We start from the raw sequence: 17,263 nt of genomic DNA, 5'->3' as shown, positions 1-17,263 counted from the left end.
GTATTAGTAGATCGAATGAATTTTATTCAATGTTTCCGTCCCCTTGCGGGGAAAAGGTAGGGATCAACGTCGAGCTTAAAGAGCATCCTGAGGTCATTGTAGAGCTAATTGAGTTTCCGTCCCCTTGCGGGGAAAAGGTAGGGATCAACAGTGGCAGCCTTTTTATTTTAGGTAGGATAGTTGTTCACGTTTCCGTCCCCTTGCGGGGAAAAGGTAGGGATCAACCGTAAGAGCAGCTTTGCAGTGCGAAAAGCTCCGATCTTCGTTTCCGTCCCCTTGCGGGGAAAAGGTAGGGATCAACGAGTAGGGTTGGGGGTGAATCTACTGTGGAGGGGTTGAGTGTTTCCGTCCCCTTGCGGGGAAAAGGTAGGGATCAACTCATCAGGCTCCTGCCTGAGGAGTACTGGCCTGCAGCTGAGGCCTGTTTCCGTCCCCTTGCGGGGAAAAGGTAGGGATCAACGGTAGTTCTACCTCCTCTAGAGTAATGGTAGTCCCGTCGTTTCCGTCCCCTTGCGGGGAAAAGGTAGGGATCAACACCCACACTCCCTTGTACTACAACCCTGACAAAGGGCTGTATGTTTCCGTCCCCTTGCGGGGAAAAGGTAGGGATCAACAACAAATCCAGTTGGCTCAAGGTTGGCTTCCGCTAGGGTTTCCGTCCCCTTGCGGGGAAAAGGTAGGGATCAACATTAGGTCAAGTACGGGCAGCGTCGTGTTAGACGCAGTTTCCGTCCCCTTGCGGGGAAAAGGTAGGGATCAACCCTACCCTCGGAAAAGCCTGAATTCATGAGGTTTTCAAGGTGCGTTCGCGAGGGAGTACGGAGATTCCTCGACACAGATATTAACATTGTCCTCGCGGCCAAGCGCAAGCGGGGAAATTGAGCTTGCTACGGCCATTATGTCACGTTTTTGGGCCAATCGGGGCAAAAGATCTAAAGTTTCCCTTAAAATCTTGTGCCGGCAGAGTCAGGCTGGTGATGGCTCGCCCCGACAGATCGCGCACAAAACTTTACAATTTCGGCCCGGTGGAGAGCCTCAGAAGATCAGGTAGTCCGGCGGCTCATAGGGGGGAGGCCCCCCGAAGACTTTGGCCTGCTTCTTGGCCGCGGCATCCAAAGGGTAGGCCCGCAGACTGTCTTCCTTGAGATTCAGCAGGGGCAACCACGACTGTTCCAGCTTGTTTTCCAACTCTGCAGTGTCCAGTGGGCATTCAAAAACGGAGTATTGCACTCGCTGGCAGCACTGCTCCAGGCGTTTGGCCAACTGGTGTCGGCGCTTATCGTCCACCACGTCGTAGCAAACCAACCACAGCATCAGCGCAGCTCCATTGCTTCGTACTCCAGGTTGCCGCTCACCAGGCAACGGCCCAGCCAGCGGGCTTGCTCCAGCACGATTTGGCTCAGAGCCAGGCGACGCGACTGGGGAGGATAGAGCAACGGCTCGCGGAAGCGGCGCTCCAGCTCACCCAAAAACAACTTTTTGGCCAGGGATCCCAGCCATACGCCTGTTCCATCCGGCGACGGCTCAAAGTCTTCCGGGGTGAGCAAGCCGGCCTTGATGAGTTGGAGCACGGCCCAATCCACCACCAAGGGCCGAAACTCTTCCATCAAATCCAGCACCAGGTTGGGGCGATAGGGCAAATTGGCGTGGAAAAAGCCCAGGTAGGGATCCAAGCCGGCCATCACGGCCGCCGAGAACACTCTTGCCAGCAGCACCCCGTAGCCCCAACTGAGGAGCGCGTTAATCGGGTCGAGCGGCGGCTGTCGGTTGCGGCCAGTGAAGTTCCACTCAGGCGGAAAGCAATGTTGCAGGGATTGGTAGTAGGTGCGGGCGCAAATGCCCTCCAGGCCCATCAGCGCTTCTCGATCCGGAGGAGTGGTGGAGCGATCCAACTGTTGCAGGTAGGCGGCGATAACATCAATACCCTCCTGTAAGGGGGCAATTTGGCCGCGGGTAGCCCGGTTGTGCAGTTGTAGAATTGCCCGTTGGTTGCGAATCTTGCCGCGCACAATCACCTTGGCCCACCTCAGCCCCCAGGGGGAGTAGGCCCGCTGATACTGGGCCAGACGGATCTCAGAGTTGGTGGAGAAGGATCCCTGCAGGCGACCGCGAAAACCGCCATCCGCACGCAAAAAAATGGTTTCGATGCCTCGATCCAGCAGTTGGGCCAAAGCTGCGCTGGTCAATTGGATCCCGGGCAACACCACCACCAGCTTCACCTCTGCCAGGCGGCAAAGCTGCTCTTGACCACGGCGGCGAATGAGCAGGGTTTGGTTTTGGCAGTGAACCACAGTCCCCGGCTCGGTTAGGTAGAGGGTGGTCATGGGCAGGAAGGTCAAGAAAGCTTCAGGTCGGGGCGATAAAACTGCAGCTCTGCCTGGGCTTCCCGAGCCATCTGTTCCCGGTAGGCCGGGGGAGCGATGACCTCGCCGTTGGGCCGCCAATCCCGCAGGCGCATGGTGAAATTGGTATCTCCCACCCGTACCCAGGCCCGAAAATAGCGGTCGCTGGCCGGCCTTTGCCGGAGAATGTTCAAAATCTGTTGGCGTTCCCGCACATCCGCCACTGCCTGCTGCACCAAAGCCGGGATCCGCTCGTAGGCAATGGGCTGGAAGGTGGGATGTCGCACTGTGCTTTCCACATAGCGACGGGCAAACTCCGGGGAAAATCGAAGGATCAACAATGCCTTGGGCAGGTAAAAATCGGATCCCCAGGCTTCTTCCCATGCTGCTTGGACTTCCTCTGGGCTGGGCAGCTTCCTCTGCCGTTTGCGGGTTGCCAGCTCTGGCGGAATGGAAGGAGCGTCCCAGGGAATCACCGCCAGGCGCTCAGACTGGATCCGATCCAGCCGAAAATTGTGCCAGCCCAGGGATCCTTCGGGGGTGGGAAGCTGGCCAAAGGCTGCCAAATACTTGGCGCGGCGGGCATAGAACAAACAGACTGGGTAAGTGAGAACGTGTCGGATCCCATGTTGGCGGGTGGCGTAGTCAAAACCGATCACCCCTGCTTCTGGGTTGGCCCAAAGGGCTTCTAGCTGGCTTTGATATTCATCCACCCGTTCTTGCTGTTCGTCTGAGAGGATGTACTCAAACCACACAAACAGCCGCCGCTGCGAGTGCTGATCGCGCCAGCGGGACGGAGTCCTTTCGCGCCAGCGGGACGGAGTCCTTTGATTTTCCCAGATTTCATCCAGCAAAACCTGCACATCTGGATGTACAAAGGCCACATCGCTGAGGATGTGATAGATCTGTTCCAGTTGATGGCCCGATAAGGTCAAAGCCGATGAAGATACGGGCAGTTGGGGACGATCCCCCGGCGCACGGCAGCGAAAATTATCTCTCCGCCTAGAGTTGGCCTGAATTTGTTGCAGCCAACCCCGGGCAGCCAGGTAATCCAGCTCTTTGCGCAGTGTGCGATGGGTCTTGTGAAAGGGTTGAGCAGATAGCAGCGCTTCCAGATCCGGAACTTCTGCTTTTAAGGCGGCCAATAGGTTGGGATCCTTCAGCCAAAACCTCAAGGGTTTCCAGCAAATGCAGTCAACATCAGGACAGGGTGAAGGGATCCCTTGTGCCAGATCCTGCTTGGGGTGCCGTGGTGAGAGCAAGCGATCCCGGATGTGGGTGTAGCCAAAGGTTTCCGGCAGGTCTGGCCAGCGGTTTTTGCCATAGAGGCAGTGGAGCAGCACCCACAGGCGCACGGCCCGCTCCAGGCGCTCGGCCAACTGACCGCCCGCTAACCAACGCAACACTTCCACCGTCAAAGGCAGCTCAAATCCGCTCATCCGACAGTTCCCTCGGTTCTTAGGTCAACCAGTTGATGGCACTCCAGGCCAGGGGTTTTCTTGGAGCAAGGCGCAAGTGAGAGCCTGACCACTCTGACATGAGTTGGAACCTTCCACTTCCAATCTCTTCCATACTGAAGTCAACCTGTCTCGTCAAATCTGCCCATGGCTGCTGTGGCACTGCATTTGCTTTCCGGCTATCTGGCCGAAGACCCGCAGAAACCCCACTCTGCAGAACTGTCTTTTCAAATCCTTGAAATCGAGCTGACCCGACCGGATCGCCTGGTTTTTCCAGAGGATCTGGCTCAGCTTCGGCTGCCTGCAGGGATCGATGCCCGGCTGGGTGTGGTTCTGACGGGGCGGGCCCCCATTTGGCTGTATGGCTGGCTGGTGCACGAGTGCCACTTCACCCGCTGGGTGGCCTGCTATGACCCACGCTTGGGCGCAGTGGTGGTCTCCAGCCATACCCCGGAAGTGCGGGTGGGCCAGGTCATCCCCTGGGTGCAGGGAAGGCCGGGTTCAGAATTGGCAGCGGCGGTGATGGTGGTGGGCCCCCCCGACAGTGGCAAAAGCCGTCTTGCCCGCGCCCTCTTCGAAGCTCTGCTGCCGGAGCATCCTGATATTTATCTGCAACGGGCCCATTGGGATGGGGAAGGCAATTGGACTCTGGACTTACCCCTAGAACAGGCCGAAGCCCTCAAGCAGCGGTACCGGGGCCGTTCAACCCCTGAGTTTTTTGGCTTCCATGCCCAGGCCATTCTGGCTTTGCGCCGGCAAAAGAGTTTGGTGATTGTGGATGTGGGCGGCAAGGTGGATCCGCAAAAGCAGCCGATCCTGGAAGCCTGCTCCCACTACCTGGTGGTCAGCCGGGATCCCGAGGCTATCCCTCTCTGGCACGAGTTTTGTCGAGACCGGGGCAATTTGCGCTGTGTGGCCATCCTGCACACCTCGCCCGGCCCTCCTCAAGTGCTCAAAGACTCACCTGAGTTGGAAATTCGCTGGGATCCCAACTCTCCTCCCCCCGCGGAGCTGCTGCGGGCGGTGCGCCGCTTGATTGCCTAGGGGTGCGGATTCAGAATTGGATGGGCGGGCGAGCCTTTTCGGAAACGGCGAGATTGAGAACCGGGAGATTGAGAACTGGGAAAAGAAAAAGGAGAGGGTACTGATGCTGGGAGCCATTGCCGGGGATGTTATCGGCTCTGTCCATGAGCACTCGGGCACCAAAACGAAGAACTTTCCGCTGTTCGTCGAGGCCAGCCAATTTACCGATGACACGGTTCTGACGGTCGCTGTGGCCGAGCGGCTGCTGCGGGGCGGTAGCTACGTCGATTGGTACCATGAGTACTTCCACGCCTACCCAGAGGCTGGGTACGGGAGCAGCTTCATCCACTGGGCCGAGCATCGCTGCCGTGAGCCGTACTACAGTTGGGGCAACGGAGCCGCCATGCGGGTTAGCCCCATTGGCATCGCCTGCAACACGCTGGAAGAAGTGCTGGCCCAGGCGCGGGCCAGTGCCGAGGTAACCCACAACCACCCGGAGGGCATCCGCGGCGCTCAGGCTACGGCAGCCGCCGTGTTTCTCGCCCGGTCAGGGTACACCAAGGCCGACATCAAGACGTACATCGAGCAAGAGTTCGGATACTGCCTATCCGAGCGGCTGGACGATATCCGGGAGCACTACTGCTTCGATGTCTCCTGTCAGGGCTCGGTGCCCCAGTCGATCATCGCGTTCCTAGAGGCAGACGGTTTTGAAGACGCGGTGCGCAACGCCATCTCCCTTGGTGGAGACGCAGACACCATGGCCTGCATTGCCGGGGGCATTGCGGAGGCGTTTTTCGGCGGCGTGCCGGACGAGATCGCATCCCAGACGCTGGCCGTTTTGGACGAGCGGTTGCACGGCGTTGTGTGCGAGTTCCAAGAGAGGTTTGCGGATCGCCTGACCAGGGGCTGCACCTGATGGCCAAGGTGTGTGGTTTTTGGGTTTTGGGTTGCCTTGTCGCCCTCTCGCTCCGTCAACTGCTCCAGGTTGGATTTACCGGTAAGCCGCCTCTGGGTTGGCTTCATGGCCGTAGAGATAGCTGAGAACCGAGTTGCGCAGGCGGTAGTACTGCGGATCTTCAAGAATCCGCTCGCGATCCCGAGGGCGCGGGAAGGGGATGGTCACGATCTGCCCGATGGTGGCTGCAGGGCCATTGGTCATCAGTACCAAGCGGTCGGCCAAAAACAGCGCCTCATCAATGTCGTGGGTAATCATCAAAACCGTGCAGCGATGTTCATCCCAAATGCGCAACAGCTCCTCTTGAAGCTCCTCTTTGGTAATGGCATCCAAGGCCCCGAAGGGTTCATCCAAAATCAGCACTTCTGGACGGATGGCCAACGCACGAGCAATGGCTACCCGCTGTTTCATCCCTCCCGAAATTTGCGAGGGATATTTCTGAGCAGCTTCCCCCAGCCCCACCAAATCCAAATGTTCTTCCACAATTCGATGCTTTTCCGACTGGCTCTTGTGGGGAAATACCGACCGAACGGCCAAATAGACGTTTTCATAAACTGTGAGCCAGGGCAACAGGGCATACCCTTGAAACACCACCATGCGCTCCGGGCCAGGAGCTGTAATCGGCTGCCCTTTCAGCTTCACCGAGCCACTGGTGGGCTGGGCAAATCCGGAAACCATATTCAGCAGGGTGGTTTTGCCACAGCCGGAATGCCCAACCAAGCAGACAAACTCTCCCTCGTTCACACTGAGGTTGATATCTCGCAAGACGGGATAATCCCCCTTGGGAGTTGAGTAGGTCTTGCTGACATTCTCAAGGCTTAGGTAGGGTTCTGCGGCTACGTTCGCTGGGGTAGAGGTTGTCAAGAGGGCAGTCATCGTAGGGTGCTCCAACTCATGATTTTCTCACAACGGGGAATGTGCTTTTGCAAGGGCGCCCAAGTGGGTATCTAGAGCAACACAGGACGACGATCTAAGGCAACCTCGGCTACATAAATATCGTGCTTAATCGCCAAACTGTTGAGGTAGGCCAGGGGATCCTCACCATTAAAGGGGATCCCGTCGAACAACTGAATGGGCTGCCTTTGGTAGGAGACATCCAGTCCCAGCTCGCGGGCTGCCGTGCTGAACACCCCCACCTGACATACCCGCTCCACGATCTCCACCCAGTTGCGGGGAAAGGGCAGCTCCCCCCAGCGGGCCATTTGGGTCATCATCCACAGATGCTCGGTGCGGCTGGGACGGTTGCCGGCTCCCAGAAAGAAGCGGTGGTGGGCATATTCCCGCATCGGCCTGTCCAAGTCACAGATTAGGCGCTGGGGATCCCCCAGATGAATGTAGGAGGGGTCGGTGCTCAGGTAGGCGCGGCGGCTGAGCAGCTCGCGAATCTCGTCGTGATGGGCCGGGTCTTCACAGTAGCGGCAGGCTTCCAACAGCGCTTTGACCAAGGCAATGTGGGTGTTGGGGTAGGCTCTGGCCCAATCTTCTCGCACCCCCAACACTTTGCCGGGATGGCCCAGCCAAATCTCCAGGTCTGTAGCCACCGTAAAGCCACTGCCCTCTAAGGCTGCCCGCAAATTCCAGGGCTCTCCCACACAGTACCCATCGATGTTGCCGGCTGTCAGGTTGGCCACCATCTGGGCCGGAGGCAGCGTTTTCAGTACCACATCGTGATCCGGGTGGATCCCGCCGGCTGCCAGCCAGTAGCGCAACAGCAAATTGTGCATAGAGCTGGGATGCACCACCCCAAAGGTAAGCCGACGGCTGGGACTATCCAGAATGTAAGCCTTCAACTGGCTGAGGGTGTGGATCCCTTGCTCGTAGAACCGCTTATGCAAGGTGATGGCATTGCCGTTGCGGGTCAAGGTGAGGGCCGTAACCACCGGCTGAGGCGGGTTATCCCCTCCGCCCAAAGACATCCACACCGGCATACCGGCGGGCATTTGGGCCGCATCCAGATAACCTCCCTGAATGCCGTCTTGGATCCCTCGCCAACTGGTTTCCCGCACCAAATTCACTTCTTCCAAGCCGTGTTTGGCAAAAAACCCTTTTTCTTTGGCCACAGCCAAGGGAGCACAGGCAGTGAGGGGCACAAAGCCGATCTCCAAGTTGATCTTTTCCAAGCCATGCCTGGCCACCACAGTGCTGCGGCGAGCACGCCATTGCTTAATCCGTTTTTGTTGGTTCAAAAAGTAGATGATCTCGCTGCGGTAGCTGTAGTAGCTGGGATGGTTGACCACCTCCAGCCGACGGCGGGGCCGAGGAATATCAATGGTTAAAATGTTCCCAATTCGGGATCCCGGCCCATTGGTGAGCATGACCACACGATCTGACAGAAGAACCGCTTCGTCCACATCGTGGGTGACCATGAGGGTGGTCATCTGATGTTCTTCACAGATGCGCATTAACTGCTCTTGCAAGTTCCCGCGCGTGAGCGCATCCAAAGCGCCAAACGGCTCATCCAACAACAACACTTTGGGCCGCAAAGCCAGGGCACGGGCAATGGCCACCCGCTGCTTCATCCCCCCGGACAATTGGGCTGGGGGCTTATCTGCGGCATGGCGCAAACCCACCAGATCAATGTGCTCTTCCACGATCTGCTGACGCTCCGCCGGAGAATGGTTTTTAAGAACGGCATTCACCGCCAGCGCAATGTTTTGCCGAACCGTTAGCCAAGGCAAAAGCGAGTAATGCTGAAACACCACCATGCGATCGGGGCCGGGAGCCGTAATGGTATGTCCATCCAAAGCTACGATCCCCCCCGTAGGCAAAGACAGCCCCGCCACCATGTTCAATAGGGTGGATTTGCCACAGCCGGAGTGGCCGATTAAGGAGACAAACTCCCCTCGATGGATTTGCAGATCGATCCCTTTCAGAGCAAGGTATTCCTGCCCTCCGGGCAGAGCAAAAGATTTTTCCACCTGCTCCACACTGACCAATACAGACACAGAAAACCTCCCAACCTATCACCCGTCTAGCCTCAAACCAACCACATACTGACAACACATCCAACACATCATTGGTTGGCTATCTTGTTTTGCAAAACAGACATCAGGCGATCCAAAAGCAATCCCACCGCTCCGATGTAGATGACGGCAACGATGATCTCCGTAACGTAGTTCTGCTGGTAGGCATCCCAGATGAAAAAGCCGATCCCCGGCACACCCGACATCACAATCTCTGCGGCAATAATGGCCAGCCAAGACAGGCCGATGCCGATGCGCAGACCTGTGAACATGTAGGGCAGGGCTGAGGGCAGCAACACCTTAAAAAAGAAGTCCACTTTGGAGAGCTTGAGCACTTTGGAGACGTTGATGTAGTCTTCCGGGATCTGTCTCACCCCCACAGCCGTGTTGATGAGAATGGGCCAAATTGAGGTAATAAAAATAACGAACAGGGCAGCCGGCTCATTGCGTTGCAAAGCAGCCAAAGATATGGGCACCCAAGCCAAGGGAGCTACCATGCGCAAAAATTGGAAAATGGGATCCAAAGCTCGGTTGATCCACACACTGCTTCCCACCAAAATGCCCAACGTGATGCCCACCAAAGCGGCACTGCAATAGCCGATGGCCACCCTTTGTAAGCTGGCCAAGGTTTGGCGCAGCAGCCCTTGGTCGAGGTCGCTGTTGCGATACAAAGGATGCAGGATCAGATATCGGCTGCGCTCATCCATCCACACATCCCAGGGCCCCGGCAGCCGAATAAGGTTGGCACTGGCCAAGATCTGCCAGATGAGCAGGAATCCAACAATACCCACCACAGGGGGGAGAATCTGATCTCGGTACTTCGCCAAATCGAGCTTCGCTGCCGAAGACTTTGCCGCAGAAGAAAGTGTCGTCGTCATAGCTCCTGGAGAGGATAGGGTTTTACAAGGTTCTCTGTTGTCGCGCTCTCAGAACATTCCAACCGCAGGGTTCTACAACGTGTTGGAAACAGAGCATGAACTGGGATTGGCCTTGCCTTTTCTTTGGATGGGCAAACACAGGGATTGCAAACTCAACAAAACTCTCACGACAATCAGAAAACTCAGGATTCCTACGGCTATTGAAAGGATGAGCTTGTCCCAGCGAGGCCGGGCCGGCCTCTCAAAAGGAGGATCCCTGAAGAGTTCGCGCGGAACGTGAAGTAGAGCCAACATAGCCGATCCTCAACATGGCATTTAAAGTTATTCAAAAAGTGCGAGGCTCATAGCATCCATCAACTTTCCATCGTTTGGGCAGAAAGCTCGGCACCGCTTTTTTCGACCTCGTGGGATCCCACAGGTAGGCAGGATCCCTGTCGCGCGAGAGATTCGAACAAGGAAACGGTAAGCCATGGACTTCCTGCGAAAGAAGGTGAGGAACTTGGCCCAATCAAGCTATTCAGCTAGACCCTTTTGATTTTCAGGCTGTTCAGGTAAGCCTGCGGATCCTGTAGGTCAAACACCACACCGTCAAAGAAACGCTCTGTTCCCCGCGAGGTGTTGTTGGGGATGTTCTTCACCCCCAGAGCCTGGGCGGCCTCACGCCAGAGATCTTCACGGTTCACTTCATCCACCAGACGACGGGCAGTATCCAGATCGGGAAGGAAGCGAGCGTGAAAGCCCCAACGCAGGGATTCCGTCAGGAACCAAAGGTCATGGCTCTTATAGGGGTAAGAGACGCTGCCCCGGCCATCTTCCCAGTACAAGGGCCCGGCATTGAAATCTTGAACAGCTGGCTTGCCGTCTCCCAATTCGTAGTTGCCTTGAAAGGGAGGGGTGAGAACTTCAACCGGCACATTCAGGTAGGCACGCCCTGAGAGAATGCGTGTCAGTTCTTCTCGGTTGGCCGGATCGTCGCACCATTGCTGCGCTTCCATCACCGCCATCAAAGTGGCTTGTGTGGCCCTGGGGTTTTGCTCTACCCAATCGGCGCGAATGGCCAAGTATTCTTCGGGGTGAAAGGGCCAAATCTGTTGGGTAAGGGCCGCTATAAACCCGATCCCATCGGCCACAATTCGGTAGGGCCAGGGATCCCCGGTGCTAAAAGCATCCATGGTGCCATTGCGCATTCCCTGCACCGTTTCGGCAGAGGGCACCGTCAGGAGGTCAATGTCTTGATCCGGATCCACCCCCCCGGCGGCAAGCCAGTAGCGGATCCAAAAATCTTGATTGGCATTGGGAAACGTGTAGGCAGCTTTGAACTTGCGCCCGTTGCTGGCGCTGAAATTTTTGATGTAATCCGCGGCTCCCGAGATATCCAGCCCCAAACCCTTGCCAACATGCATTCCGGCAATGGCAATTCCGTTGCCTTGGGTGATCAACTGACACAGAACTGCCATGCGCACCGGCTGATTGTTGGTGATGGCGCCAATGTGGATCATGTGAGGCATCGGCATCTGCCACTGGCCACCGTCGATTCCCCCACCCGCTGAGCCGATGACCACGTTGTCACGGGCTGCCGGCCAACTGGCCTGCTTTAACACCTCTACACCGGTCATGCCATGCTTGTCGAAAAAGCCCTTTTCCTTGGCGATGATCAGGGGGGCAGACTCCACAATCGGTATAAAGCCTAACCTGAGATTGGGGGTTTCTGGGCCGCTGGCCTGGGCAACCCAGTAGCCTGTGCTGGCCCGTGCTAAGCTGCCACTCACGAGTCCACCCACGGTGGCCGCACCCGCAGACAGCAAAAAGTTACGACGTGACGTCATGCTCACCTCATCGAAAGGATATGTGAAGGCAAGAAGGAAGCTTTCCAGTTCAAGTCGCCTGACCCACGGATTTCCTTCGTGAAATCTCAAGAAATCCTTAAATCTCAGCTTGGTTGATATCCTAAGGGCAAATAAATATAGAAACAATACAATTATTATTTTGGTAAGCATAGACTTCCGTTTATCATTGTTGCGATGGCTTAGGTCTCAATGGCGTTTCCTCCAACGGCGGCTTGCTCTGGGCAAAACAACTCAACAGATTGGGGATCCCTGCCCCATGCCGGCTACCACTGGGATGGCTGCACAGAGCGGTTTTTTGAGGGTTGGTATAGCCGGGTAACGTTGCCCGGGGATCCGCCCATTAGCTTTGCCTTCATGTACGCCATCGATCCCAAGCGTGGGGGCATGGCTCAGGTGTTGGGGCCGGAGGAGGAGTTGCATTGGCGCACCTTCCCCAATCCCCGCCGCTTTTGGGCCAGCTCAACCCATCTGGCCTTGGGGCACTCAGGGATCCCAGGCCCTGGCTGTCGCGGCCTTCAGGATCCCTTCACCTTCTTCCAGCGCACCGCCAGTGGCTACCAATACACCGCCCACCTCAACCAGGGGATTTTGCCGGATCCCTTGGTCTCTGAGCCTATTCGCTGGCTTTACCGCATTCAACCTCGTTTTGCCTATGGGATCCCACCCCGAACCACCATGGGAGCCTGGTCTTATCTGCCCATCTTTGAGCCGGGCTGGCAGATTCTCATGAGCCACGGCTTGGCCACCGGCTGGGTGGAGTGGAGAGGCAGGCGCTATGAATTTCAGCAGGCTCCTGCCTATGCCGAAAAAAATTGGGGCCAAAGCTTTCCTCGCCGCTGGTTTTGGATCCAGTGCAACGCCTTTCCCCAGCATCCCGGTCTCAGCCTCACCTGTGCCGGAGCTGAGCGGCAGGTGCTCACCCGCCCCGAAGAAGTGGCCCTGATCAGCCTGCATGGATGGGGATCCCAGCCCTTTTTGGAATGGCGGCCTGGGCAAGCTCATCTGACTTGGCAAGTGGATCCCTGGGGATCCTGGCGAATCTGGGGAGAAAGTGCCCTCTGGTGTATTCAGCTGGAAGGGCACACGCGGCGGCCTGGCCAAACTGTATTCGCCCCTGGCCCAGAAGGGATGCAGCGCAACTGTCGGGATACCCTGGCAGGACATCTGCACCTACAGCTTTGGAAGCGCAACGGCCAAGTCTGGACGCCGGTGCTCACGGCCACCAGCTCCCAAGCCGGCCTGGAAGTGGGGGGAGAAGTCCGGCAACCTTGGCAAGGGCAATGTTAACGCTGGCGGATATCTACACCCCCGCTGGACTTTCCAAAGAACGCTCTTGTGCTAGAATGCCTAAGCCACATTGATAGATGTCCATCTCTGTCTCTGGATAGTATCTGAGTAACTATGGACAGATAGTATGGACAGACATTCAACCGTGGTTGGCCCGCCCCTCTTGCGCCTGTAGCTCAGTGGACTAGAGCACGTGGCTACGGACCACGGTGTCGGGAGTTCAAATCTCTCCAGGCGCGTTTTGGCCCCAGACAGCTTCCGTCTGGGGTATTTACCGTCCCTTGGTTTCGCCTGAACTTGTGCTAGGATTACCCCTATCAAGTCCGCCTTGATGCAGGCGTAGGGAGCCCGAGGATCATGTTTGAACGCTTTACAGAAAAAGCCATCAAGGTGATCATGCTGGCCCAAGAAGAAGCCAGACGGTTAGGTCACAATTTCGTTGGCACCGAGCAAATTTTGTTGGGGTTAATCGGCGAGGGCACTGGGGTCGCCGCCAAAGTTCTCAAGTCCATGGGAGTGAACTTGAAGGACGCCCGCATTGAAGTCGAGAAAATTATCGGTCGGGGATCCGGTTTTGTGGCCGTCGAGATCCCTTTCACTCCCCGCGCCAAGCGAGTGCTGGAACTCTCCCTAGAAGAGGCCCGCCAGCTCGGCCACAACTACATTGGCACTGAGCACCTGCTCCTGGGCCTGATCCGAGAAGGGGAGGGAGTAGCGGCCCGCGTCTTGGAAAACCTGGGGGTGGATCTGTCCAAGGTGCGCACCCAGGTGATCCGCATGTTGGGCGAGACTGCCGAAGTGACGGCAGGGGGGGGATCCTCCAGTCGCACCAAAACGCCCACCCTGGACGAATTCGGCTCCAACCTCACCCAACTGGCCCAGGAGGGCAAGCTGGATCCGGTGGTCGGTCGGACGCGGGAGATCGAGCGGGTGATCCAGATCCTGGGCCGCCGCACCAAGAACAACCCCGTCCTCATTGGCGAGCCGGGGGTAGGCAAAACCGCCATCGCCGAGGGTTTGGCCCAGCGCATTGTGCAGGGGGATGTGCCCGATATTTTGGCCGACAAGCGGGTGATCAGCCTGGATATTGGCTTGCTGGTGGCCGGCACCAAGTACCGCGGCGAGTTTGAAGAGCGCCTCAAGAAAATCATGGATGAGATCCGCAATGCCGGCAACATCATCCTGGTCATCGACGAGGTACATACCCTGATCGGGGCCGGGGCTGCGGAAGGGGCGATTGATGCCGCCAACATCCTCAAGCCTGCCTTGGCCCGTGGCGAGCTGCAGTGCATCGGCGCCACCACCCTGGATGAGTACCGCAAGCACATCGAGCGGGATGCTGCTCTGGAGCGTCGCTTCCAGCCCATTATGGTGGGCGAGCCGACGGTCTCCGAGACCATCGAGATCCTGTTTGGCTTGCGGGAGCGCTACGAGCAGCACCACAAGCTGAAGATCTCCGATGCCGCCTTGGATGCAGCCGCCAAGCTGGCCGACCAGTACATCTCCGACCGCTTCCTGCCGGATAAGGCCATCGATTTGATCGACGAGGCTGCTTCGCGGGTGCGCCTGATCAACTCTCAACTGCCCCCGGCGGCCCGGGAGCTGGATCAAGAGCTGCGGCGAGTGCTCAAGGAGAAAGACGCTGCGGTGCGGGCCCAGAACTTCGACAAAGCCGGTGAGCTGCGGGATCGGGAGATGGAGATCAAGCAGCAGATCCGCGCCATTGCCGCTGCTAAGAAGGCGGAAGAAAGCAGCCGCAGCGAGATGCCCGAAGTAACCGAAGAGGACGTGGCCCAAGTGGTCAGCGCCTGGACGGGGGTGCCGGTGGCCAAGCTGACCGAGAGCGAGTCAGTGAAGCTGCTGAACATGGAAGAAACCCTGCACCAGCGCATCATCGGCCAAGACGAAGCGGTGCGGGCCATCTCCCGGGCCATCCGCCGCGCTCGGGTGGGGCTGAAAAATCCCAACCGCCCCATCGCCAGCTTCATCTTCTCCGGCCCAACAGGGGTGGGCAAAACCGAGCTGACCAAGGCTTTGGCAGCCTACTTCTTCGGCTCCGAGTCAGCCATGATCCGCCTCGACATGTCGGAATACATGGAGCGGCACACGGTCAGCAAGCTGATCGGATCCCCGCCGGGCTATGTGGGCTACAACGAGGGGGGTCAGCTCACAGAAGCGGTGCGGCGTCGCCCCTACACGGTGGTGCTTTTCGATGAGATCGAGAAGGCGCACCCGGATGTGTTTAACCTATTGCTGCAAATCCTGGAGGATGGCCGCCTGACCGATGCCAAAGGCCGCACGGTGGACTTCAAGAACACCCTGATCGTGATGACCTCTAACATCGGCTCGAAGGTCATCGAGAAGGGCGGCGGCAGCCTCGGCTTCGAGTTCAACACCAACGACGAGGATGCCAACTACAACCGCATCCGCAACCTGGTGAATGAGGAGCTGAAGCAGTACTTCCGTCCGGAGTTCCTCAACCGCGTGGACGAGATCATCGTCTTCCGGCAACTGACCAAGGATGAGGTGAAGCAGATTGCCGACATCCTGCTCAAGGAAGTGTTTGACCGCATGACGGAGAAGAAAATCCGCCTTACGGTCAGCGACCGCTTCAAAGACTTGGTGGTGGAGGAGGGGTATAACCCCAGCTACGGGGCACGCCCGCTGCGCCGCGCCATCCAACGCCTGCTGGAAGACATCCTGGCGGAAGAGATCCTGACTGGGCATGTCCGGGAGGGATCGGAGGTGCTCATCGATGTGGATGAGGAGCGCAAGCCCAAGGTGCTGGTCACGGAGCCGGAGCGGGTTCTCTTGCCTCAAGGGGCGGAGTAAAGCTGGCTTTGAGAGGTCCTCAGACTGCAAGGGATCCGTTGGGATGCTGCGGATCCCTTGTGGTCCTCAAGTGTTGTTTTTCAGTTGAACAGACCCAGGCGTAGGAGATCTCTGGCATGGTGCAATCGACCTACTACTACTATGGCGGCGCTCCGGTTCGTACCCCACCCCCAGATTTGGCTTCGCTGCTGCTGCAGGAGCGCATTGTCTACCTGGGCTTGCCCCTTGCAGAGGAGTCGAATGCCAACGTCACCAAGCTGATCATCGAGCAACTGCTGTATCTGCAGTACGAGGATCGGGAAAAGCCGATCAAGATGTACATCAACTCGACGGGCACCTATAACTACGACACAGCGGCCTTTGCCATTCTGGACACCATGAACTACATCAAGCCGCCTGTGCATACTATCTGCATCGGCAATGCCATTGGGATGGCGGCCATGTTATTGGCAGCAGGAGCCAAAGGATTTCGGGCCAGTCTGCCCAATGCCACGATCGTGCTCCACCAGCCCTATGGGGGCACCCGTGGACAGGCCAGCGACATCGAAATTCGCACCCGCGAGATTCTGACTTTGCGCAACATGATGCTGGAGCAACTGTCCCGCAGCACGGGCCAGCCTATGGAGCGCATCAAGAAGGACACGGAGCGGCTATTTTTCATGACACCAGAGGAAGCCAAAGCCTACGGCCTCATCGATCAGGTGCTGACCAGTTCCAAAGTCTTGCCGAAGTTGGCAACAGCCAAAAACTGAAGCAGAGGGATCCGTCGATGGTTCAAGTTCCCGTACAGCCTTTGACGGTGGGGGAGTACCTACGCCTCACGGACGGGCTTTATGAAGGACGGGTTGAACCTGAAGACGGGTCCATTCGGGAAGCCGAGGAGCGTATGAACACCCTCATTGAGCTGTTTCTGGTTGCGGAATTGCCCAAGTTTTTGCCCATCCAACGCCTGAGCTTGGGCCAAGTTGAGGTCGAAGTGCCCGCAGCCAAGGCTCGGTTGCGCAATCCAGAGGTGATGGCTTTGCATCCCGCTATGTGAGCTTGCTGGGAAACGGTTGCGGAATCCTTGCCTGCACATGCCCCTGCCGCTGTTGGTGGTGGAAGTCGTTTCCCCCGGAGTAGACAATGAAAAACACGATTATCAAGACAAGCGCAAAGATTACGCTGCCCGTGGGATCCCAGTGGATCCCGCCAAGCAGTCCGTTTCCGCGGTGCGCTGGGTTGGCGGAGCATGACTCTAGTCAATGATACGCTGGACTATACTGAAAATAATGTACAGTATGTTCAGTATGGCTGCTTGGTATGGCCAGATATGTAAAACCGAGAGAAGCGGCGGATTATTTTGGGGTGTGTCTCCACACCTTGAGGCGATGGGAACAGAAAGGCTGGATCAATGCAATACGTACGCCATCTGGTAGAGCAAGAAGGTATGACCTCGACAGCTACATCAAAGTGCCAAAGAAAGACAAGCGGGTCGTCTTGTACGCCCGAGTCAGCAGCCGAGGACAGAAACCAGACTTGGAGAGGCAGATTGCAAGGCTGGTTGACCTCTACCCTGGAGCCGAAGTGGTCGGAGAGATTGGAGGCGGTCTCGACTTCAAAAGACCAAAGTTCCTTGCCTTATTGGAACGAGTTCGTGCGGGAGATGTCGGAACAATTGTGGTCGCTCACAGGGATCG

15 protein-coding genes, 1 tRNA gene and 1 CRISPR repeat array (1 of these 17 cut by a window edge) are annotated in these 17,263 nt (G+C 57.3%); of the genes, 9 read left to right on the top strand and 7 right to left on the bottom strand.

Annotated features, from left to right (window positions below):
* A CRISPR array of direct repeats spans positions 1–761; the repeat unit is 37 nt; unit sequence GTTTCCGTCCCCTTGCGGGGAAAAGGTAGGGATCAAC; it reaches 1,910 nt to the left of the window's first position.
* Positions 762–1,035: 274 nt separating this feature from the next.
* Genes cas2 through ACVWZ1_RS04270 form a run of 3 tightly spaced genes read right to left on the bottom strand, consistent with a single transcriptional unit; the run spans position 1,036 to position 3,781 of the window.
* Entirely contained in the window at positions 1,036–1,314 is a 279-nt protein-coding gene (gene cas2, locus ACVWZ1_RS04280) for a CRISPR-associated endonuclease Cas2 (protein ID WP_457502615.1), read from the bottom strand.
* On the bottom strand, positions 1,314–2,324 hold the full coding sequence (cas1, locus tag ACVWZ1_RS04275) for a CRISPR-associated endonuclease Cas1 (RefSeq protein ID WP_457502656.1): 1,011 nt from the start codon (positions 2,322–2,324) through the stop codon (positions 1,314–1,316). The genes cas2 and cas1 overlap by 1 nt, the downstream gene beginning before the upstream one ends.
* An 11-nt stretch (positions 2,325–2,335) precedes the next feature.
* A complete protein-coding gene (locus tag ACVWZ1_RS04270) occupies positions 2,336–3,781 on the bottom strand; it encodes a TIGR03985 family CRISPR-associated protein (protein ID WP_457502614.1) in 1,446 nt (481 codons plus the stop codon).
* 165 nt (positions 3,782–3,946) lie between these two features.
* On the opposite strand from ACVWZ1_RS04270, the gene crn3 reads away from it, so the two are divergent.
* Both crn3 and ACVWZ1_RS04260 read left to right on the top strand, forming a co-directional pair.
* Positions 3,947–4,843, top strand: a complete 897-nt coding sequence (crn3, locus tag ACVWZ1_RS04265; RefSeq protein WP_457502612.1) for a CRISPR-associated ring nuclease Crn3/Csx3 — start codon at positions 3,947–3,949, stop codon at positions 4,841–4,843.
* 103 nt (positions 4,844–4,946) lie between these two features.
* On the top strand, positions 4,947–5,738 hold the full coding sequence (locus ACVWZ1_RS04260; RefSeq protein ID WP_414357645.1) for an ADP-ribosylglycohydrolase family protein: 792 nt from the start codon (positions 4,947–4,949) through the stop codon (positions 5,736–5,738).
* 75 nt (positions 5,739–5,813) lie between these two features.
* On the opposite strand, the gene ACVWZ1_RS04255 is transcribed toward ACVWZ1_RS04260, so the two are convergent.
* The 4 genes from ACVWZ1_RS04255 to ACVWZ1_RS04240 form a co-directional block, all read right to left on the bottom strand.
* The gene (locus ACVWZ1_RS04255; protein WP_457439603.1) at positions 5,814–6,653 is read right to left on the bottom strand and encodes an ABC transporter ATP-binding protein; all 840 of its coding nucleotides are present in this window, start codon (positions 6,651–6,653) and stop codon (positions 5,814–5,816) included.
* 71 nt (positions 6,654–6,724) lie between these two features.
* Positions 6,725–8,722 (bottom strand): ABC transporter ATP-binding/substrate-binding protein, encoded by a 1,998-nt coding sequence (locus ACVWZ1_RS04250; protein WP_414349581.1) that lies wholly within the window; start codon positions 8,720–8,722, stop codon positions 6,725–6,727.
* A gap of 68 nt (positions 8,723–8,790) precedes the next feature.
* Positions 8,791–9,618, bottom strand: coding sequence for a nitrate ABC transporter permease (gene ntrB / locus ACVWZ1_RS04245; protein ID WP_457502610.1), 828 nt, complete (start codon positions 9,616–9,618; stop codon positions 8,791–8,793).
* A 521-nt stretch (positions 9,619–10,139) separates the two neighbouring features.
* Positions 10,140–11,450 carry a CmpA/NrtA family ABC transporter substrate-binding protein gene (locus ACVWZ1_RS04240; RefSeq protein WP_457502609.1) on the bottom strand — a complete coding sequence of 437 codons (1,311 nt, stop codon included), beginning with the start codon at positions 11,448–11,450 and terminating at the stop codon, positions 10,140–10,142.
* Between the two features lie 204 nt (positions 11,451–11,654).
* Here ACVWZ1_RS04240 and ACVWZ1_RS04235 point away from each other — a divergent pair, with 204 nt between their 5' ends.
* From ACVWZ1_RS04235 to ACVWZ1_RS04205, 7 genes are all read left to right on the top strand, one after another.
* Positions 11,655–12,752 (top strand): tocopherol cyclase family protein, encoded by a 1,098-nt coding sequence (locus tag ACVWZ1_RS04235; RefSeq protein ID WP_457502607.1) that lies wholly within the window; start codon positions 11,655–11,657, stop codon positions 12,750–12,752.
* 165 nt (positions 12,753–12,917) lie between these two features.
* Positions 12,918–12,991: transfer RNA gene (locus ACVWZ1_RS04230), tRNA-Arg, on the top strand.
* Between the two features lie 118 nt (positions 12,992–13,109).
* Entirely contained in the window at positions 13,110–15,584 is a 2,475-nt protein-coding gene (locus ACVWZ1_RS04225; protein ID WP_011432255.1) for an ATP-dependent Clp protease ATP-binding subunit, read from the top strand.
* Positions 15,585–15,700: 116 nt separating this feature from the next.
* Positions 15,701–16,336, top strand: coding sequence for an ATP-dependent Clp protease proteolytic subunit (locus tag ACVWZ1_RS04220; protein ID WP_457502606.1), 636 nt, complete (start codon positions 15,701–15,703; stop codon positions 16,334–16,336).
* Positions 16,337–16,353: 17 nt separating this feature from the next.
* Positions 16,354–16,623 (top strand): hypothetical protein, encoded by a 270-nt coding sequence (locus tag ACVWZ1_RS04215; RefSeq protein WP_414349572.1) that lies wholly within the window; start codon positions 16,354–16,356, stop codon positions 16,621–16,623.
* A gap of 37 nt (positions 16,624–16,660) precedes the next feature.
* Positions 16,661–16,819, top strand: coding sequence for a Uma2 family endonuclease (locus ACVWZ1_RS04210; protein WP_414349571.1), 159 nt, complete (start codon positions 16,661–16,663; stop codon positions 16,817–16,819).
* A 67-nt stretch (positions 16,820–16,886) separates the two neighbouring features.
* Positions 16,887–17,263 (top strand): IS607 family transposase (locus ACVWZ1_RS04205; protein ID WP_457502605.1); only part of this gene is annotated, 377 nt, incomplete at its 3' end.

Source organism: Thermostichus sp. MS-CIW-25 (assembly GCF_054060015.1).
This window is presented reverse-complemented; position numbering and strand designations above follow the sequence as displayed.